Below are 5,594 nucleotides of genomic sequence, written 5' to 3' on the forward strand. Positions count from 1 at the left end.
CTGCCGCTCGGTCGCGGCGGCGTCGGACTGGCGCGCCTCGCCCTCGCGCAGGGCCGCGGCGGCCGCCTCGGCGCGGGCCGTGGCCTCGGCCAGGGCGCGGCCGGTCCTGGCCTGCGCCTCGGAGATGGCGCGGGGCGCACGCTCGGCCTCGGCCAGCTCACGCTCGGTCCGCTCGCGCCGGGCCGTCAGGTCGCCCAGCCGACCACCAGCGTTGTCGAGCCGACCGCGCCACGAGATCAGTTCGCGGTCGATGGCGGCGAGGCGCTTCGCCCGCGCCTCGCCCTCGCGCTTCAGCTCGTCATGGGCGGCCCGCTTGGCCATTGTGGTCATGCGCGCGGCTTCGACCGCCATCTTCATGTCGTCGACGCGGCGGCGCAGGCTGCCGAGATCGGCGAGCCCCTCCATCCCCTTCTCGGCCTCGGCAAGGCTCTGTCGCGCGCTCTGCGCCTCGGTCTCGTGCCGGGCGACGGCATCGCGGGCCGACTGCAGCCGCCCCTCGGCCAGGTCACGATCCGCCGCGGCGCGGGACAGGCTGCGGGCGAGTTCGGCGACCCGCGCGTCGGCGGTGCGGCGCGCCTCGCGTGCATCGCGGTCAGCGGTGGTCAGGGCCGCGAGGCGCGCTTCGAGCGCGGCGTGCGCCTCGGCAGCGGCTTCGGCGCGGGCGTCGAGTTCGGCCAGCTCGTCGTCCAGCACGGCAAGACGGTTCTTCTGCTGAAGCCGCAGCGCCGCCTGCCCAGGCGCATCCTCGGGGCGGGCGCGGAAGCCGTCCCAGCGCCACAGGTGTCCCTCGCGGCTGACAAAGCGCTGCCCCGGCTGCAGCGCCGCCTGCATCGCGGCCCCCTGCCCGGCCGTGACCAGACCAACCTGCGCAATGCGCCGGCCGAGTTCGGACGGAGCCGTGACGTGTGTAGACAGCGGCTCGGCGCCCTCGGGCAGCGGGGCCGCGCGGTCGTAATCCGGCAGGCGGGTCCAGCCCGTTCCGTCCTCTGTCAGGGGAGCGCGCAGATCGTCGGCCAGCGCGGCCCCAAGCGCAGCCTCGTAGCCGGAGTCGACACGGACAAGGTCCATCACCGTGTCGCCCTGTCCGGCGTCCCGCGCAACGAGACGGCTGAGCGCCTGGTGTTCCGCGCGGAGGGCCTGACGCTCGCTCTCGACCGCGGCGCGGGCAGCGCGGGCGTCGGCCTCTTCGGACTGCACGATCGTGCGTGCGGCCTCGGCGTCCTGCAGCGCGGCGTCGGCATTGGCGGCGCGGTCGGTGGCGTCGTCCTGCTGCGCCTCGGCCTCGGCCACGCGATCGACCGCCTCGCGGCGCGCGGTTTCAGCCTGATGGACGGCGGCGCGCGCATGCTCGGCGGCAGCCTCGGCCCGGGCGAGGCCCTTGCGGCAGTCGGCGACGAGGCGCTCGGCCGACTGGTGGCGTGCGGCAAGGCGGGCGACGTCCTCGGTCAGGGTGGCCAGCGCGCCCTCGCGCTCGCCCAGGACGCGGGCGGCCTCCTCGGCAGCTTCGGTGGCGCCTTCCAGGTCGGCTTCGTGGTCCTCGCCGGCATCGATCAGTTCGACCCGCTCGTCCTCCAGACGCGCGACCGAATCGTCCGCATCGGCGTTCAGCGCCGTTTCGCGGTCGATGTCTTTCTGGATCTGCCGCAGCCGCCCCGACAGGCGCTGGATCATCTCGTCCGCCTGCCGCGCCTGGTCCGCGTGGGACGCGGCCTCAACCTCGAGCTTCTGGACCAGCGCACGGCCCACGGCGTCTTCTTCGCGCAGGGCTGGCATGGCGGCGTCGGCCGCCTCGCGCGCCTCGGTCGCCGCCTCTGCCGCAGCTTCAGCGGCGGCGGCCGCGCCCGATCGCTCTTGCAGCAGGGCCCGCGCCCGATCCATGGCTTCGGAGGCTTCACGCCAGCGCCGGTAGAGCAGCAGTCCCTCGGCCCGGCGCAACTGCTCGCCGATCTCGCGGTAGCGCGCCGCCTGCTTGGCCTGCCGCGCAAGCGAGTTCAGCTGCTGCGCCAGCTGGTCCACCGTATCGTCGAGCCGCGCAAGGTTCGCCTCGGCGCCCTTCAGCTTCAGTTCGGCCTCGTGGCGCCTCTGGTAGAGGCCCGCGATCCCCGCGGCATCCTCGAGGATGCGCCGGCGGTTCTTGGGCTTGGCGTGGATCAGCTCGCTGATCTGCCCCTGCCGCACCAGCGCCGGAGAGGTCGCGCCGGTCGCCGCGTCGGCGAACAGCATCTGCACGTCACGCGCCCGCACATCCTTGCCCTGCACCCTGTAGGCGCTGCCGGCGTCGCGGGTGATGCGACGGACGATCTCGACCACGTCTGCATCGTTGAACTGCGCCGGGGCAAGCCGATCCGCGTTGTCGATCGACAGCGAAACCTCGGCGAAATTGCGGGATGCGCGGGTGGCGGTGCCGGCGAAGATCACGTCTTCCATCCCGCCGCCGCGCATGGCGGTGGGGCGATTCTCGCCCATGACCCACCGGAGCGCCTCGAGAAGGTTCGACTTGCCGCAGCCGTTCGGCCCGACCACGCCCGTCAGCCCGGCCTGGATTACCAGGTCGGTGGGGTCGACAAAGGATTTGAACCCGTTGAGACGGAGACGCGTAAACTGCATGAACCTGCCGGAATGATCGAGTCCCGACATGATCGGGGCTCGGCAGGGGCATGTCAACGCAGGCTGCCCAATATGGGGGCTATCTTGCCGGCGTTATCCACAAGATATGGCGCAGATCCGCCGATCTAGTCGTTGCCGCGATGCGGCTCGGGGCCACGGATCGGCTTGGCCCGGCGCTCGTCCGTGGCCGTATCGTCGGCTTCGTTTGCCGGCTTGTCGAATTTCGTCTTGCCGGTGCCGCTTTCATGTCCAGGCTCGACACCTTGGGGGCCAAAGTCCGCCTTCTTGGTCTTTTCGTTGTTGTGGGTCTTCTCGTTCTTGTCGCTGTCGTGGCTCATGGCCATTCCCTTCCGCGCTTGTTCCCGGCAGAAACGCGGGAATGGAGATCACGGTTCATCCCTGCGACCCGATGGAGCCCGGCGTTCGGCGGTGTCTGGCCGACAGCGCCGCACTGATGGCGCGCCTTTTCGCGGCCGAGGACAATCATGGGCTGACCGGCAGCGAGTCCGACATCACCATGTGGGCCGCGCGATCCGGCGGAGCCGTCGTCGGTACCGCCGCGCTGGCTCTGCGCCACGGTTGCGGCGAGGTGAAGGGCATGTTTGTCGCGCCAGAGGTGCGCGGCCTTGGGATCGGGGCGCGGCTGCTTTCGGCGGTCGAGGCGGAGGCGCGGGCGAAGGGCCTGCCGCTTCTGCGGCTCGAGACCGGTGCCGCGTTGGAAGAGGCTTGCCGCCTTTACGCCCGTGCGGGCTTCGAACCCTGCGGGGCCTTCGGCGACTACATCGCGGGCACAAGCTCGATCTTCATGGAAAAGCGGCTCTAGCCGAGGGATGCGACGGCGCCGAGCTGGCGCGTGACCTCAAGGCACATCGCGGCATAGAGCAGCCCCGACGCCACCACCACGAAGCCATGCCAGATCGCGGTGTGGAACGGCAGCCGCTCCCACAGGAAGAACAGGACGCCGACGGTATAAAGCACGCCCGCCGAGGCGATCAGCGTGACGGCACCCGGCGTCAGCCCCGCCAGGATATCGCGCCCGACCCAGACGCCGACCCACCCCATGCCCAGATACAGCGACAGCCCCAGCCATCGCAGCCTGTCCGGCGCGATGATCTTGAGCGACGATCCCCCGATCGCCACGGCCCAGAGCCCGGCAAGAAAGGCCATGCCCCCGCCCCCCGTCATAGCCGCCAGCGGCGTGAAGCTGCCGGCGATCTTGAGGTAGATCGCGGAATGGTCGAGCCGCCGGAAAACCGGGGTAAAGCGGTTCTCGCGCGTCATGTTGTAAAGGGCCGAACAACCCAGCATCGCCAGCAGGGTCGTCCCGTAGATCGCAACGGCGGTGACGACAGCGACCTCTCCGCGCCGCTCGATGCTGAGCCGCACGAGCACGGGCACCGCCGCCAGCGCAAACGCCAGCCCGATGAGATGCACGGCGGCGTCCGACAGACGCTCGGCCCGCGCGAACCGATTGAGGGTATCCCGGGTCATGCCCCTAACCTAGAGCACGTGTGTGTAGATTTCATTGCACCGTTCGGTGATTGCGGCGCGGGCGGGATGTCAGACGCCATCCTTCTTCAGCGTGTCCCGGATCTCGATCAACACGTCGAGCTGCGACGGCCCGGTATGCACCTCGGGGGCAACGTCGTCGGGCTTTTCCGCCGTCTTCTTGATGCGGTTCACCAGCTTGACCAGCATGAACACCACCATCGCGATGATGAAGAAGTTGATCACCGCGGTGACGAAGGCGCCATAGGCGAAGATCGCCGCACCCGCCTCGCGCGCCGTGTCGAGGCCAGCGCCCGCCGGCACCTCGCCAGAAAGGACGACATACATCGAGGTGAAGTCGATCCCCCCGAGGATGAGCCCGATCAGCGGATTGATGATGTCACTTACAAGGCTTTGCACGATGGCGGTGAACGCTGCACCGATGATGATCCCGACGGCAAGGTCAATGACGTTGCCCTTGGCGATGAAGTCCTTGAATTCCTGGATCATGATGCACCGTAGCTCTGTTCCCTCAGGTTTAGGCCGCGGTGCGCAATCTGCCAGTGCTGTTGTAGCGCGACTGTTGTAGCGCGACACTGGAATCTGCAGTATCGGACACCGAAACCTGCAGCAAGCGAACTGGATTCGATCGACGCGTCTAACCCACGACCCGCAAGCCGCCTTCACCCTTCCCAAACCCAGAAGCCTGCGGAAATTGTGCGCCTGAAAAGGTCGACGATGATACGATCTCGATAGGAATACAGATTTCCGACACGATGCGCTCCCGGCCAGAGCGCTCTCTCCAAAGCTCTTGTAGAACTTGCTCCCAAACGGCGCTGGTCTCTCGTTCGATCGGACTGGGTTCGTTTTTCATGTAGCCGCGACGCGACATCTGGATGTACAGAAACCGCGCCCGATCCTCGCCTATAAGGCCAGTGTCCTTATACCTGCGCACCAAAGCCGACAAAGCGACCCGCCACCGCTTCTTCGCCGCGACCAGCTTCGGCAGCGTCGGATAGACACGGTGCGCGATGATATCCTGGCGCGGCATCAAGAACGCCGCAGCGAACCTGTTTGCTTCGTCTTCGTTCTCATCACTCTCGGCGAGGTCTCGATGCAAGACTAAGTGGCCGAGCTCGTGAGCAGCGTCAAAGCGGCTAGCCTCGGCGCTTTTGAAGGTGTCCAGAAAGACCATCGGAACGATCGCGAGCCAAGTCGCGTAAGCATTCAACCGAGATGTATCCTCGCTTAGCGAGAACACCCGCACTCCTTTGCTCTCCAACAAGTGGACCATCGATTCCACCGGCCGAAGATCCAGACCCCAACGAGACCGCAGCTCAGCCGCTGCGATCTCCGGGTCCGCACCCATTAGGGCGTCAGGAATCTGTGGCTCCGGCAAGTCGAAGTTCCGGTCCAGCCAAGCCGACAAAAAGTATCCCATTGAGCCAGCCGCTAGGTCATGTTGACAAATGGCGGAGCCAGAGGCGGATCGAAGTGAT

Annotated in this window: 6 protein-coding genes; 1 reads left to right on the forward strand and 5 read right to left on the reverse strand. The window is 67.7% G+C overall.

Annotated elements, in window-relative coordinates; all coding sequences use genetic code 11:
* Both ACFDS3_RS18480 and ACFDS3_RS18485 read right to left on the reverse strand, forming a co-directional pair.
* Positions 1 to 2,607: chromosome segregation SMC family protein (locus ACFDS3_RS18480; protein ID WP_375263822.1), on the reverse strand; the 2,607-nt coding region annotated here is incomplete at its 3' end.
* Between the two features lie 125 nt (positions 2,608 to 2,732).
* Positions 2,733 to 2,945: a hypothetical protein gene (locus ACFDS3_RS18485; protein WP_375263817.1), complete on the reverse strand. Its 213-nt coding sequence runs from the start codon at positions 2,943 to 2,945 to the stop codon at positions 2,733 to 2,735.
* Between the two features lie 41 nt (positions 2,946 to 2,986).
* On the opposite strand from ACFDS3_RS18485, the gene ACFDS3_RS18490 reads away from it, so the two are divergent.
* On the forward strand, positions 2,987 to 3,430 hold the full coding sequence (locus ACFDS3_RS18490; RefSeq protein WP_375263818.1) for a GNAT family N-acetyltransferase: 444 nt from the start codon (positions 2,987 to 2,989) through the stop codon (positions 3,428 to 3,430).
* On the opposite strand, the gene ACFDS3_RS18495 is transcribed toward ACFDS3_RS18490, so the two are convergent.
* From ACFDS3_RS18495 to ACFDS3_RS18505, 3 genes are all read right to left on the reverse strand, one after another.
* Positions 3,427 to 4,098 (reverse strand): hemolysin III family protein, encoded by a 672-nt coding sequence (locus ACFDS3_RS18495; RefSeq protein ID WP_375263819.1) that lies wholly within the window; start codon positions 4,096 to 4,098, stop codon positions 3,427 to 3,429. The two genes, ACFDS3_RS18490 and ACFDS3_RS18495, sit on opposite strands and share 4 nt — an antisense overlap.
* 69 nt (positions 4,099 to 4,167) lie before the next feature.
* Positions 4,168 to 4,605 carry a large conductance mechanosensitive channel protein MscL gene (mscL, locus tag ACFDS3_RS18500; protein ID WP_375263820.1) on the reverse strand — a complete coding sequence of 146 codons (438 nt, stop codon included), beginning with the start codon at positions 4,603 to 4,605 and terminating at the stop codon, positions 4,168 to 4,170.
* Between the two features lie 148 nt (positions 4,606 to 4,753).
* Positions 4,754 to 5,594, reverse strand: an 841-nt coding sequence (locus tag ACFDS3_RS18505) for an ImmA/IrrE family metallo-endopeptidase (RefSeq protein WP_375263821.1), incomplete at its 5' end; no start/stop codon positions are given.

Source organism: Palleronia sp., assembly GCF_042089775.1.
GTDB lineage: Bacteria > Pseudomonadota > Alphaproteobacteria > Rhodobacterales > Rhodobacteraceae > Palleronia.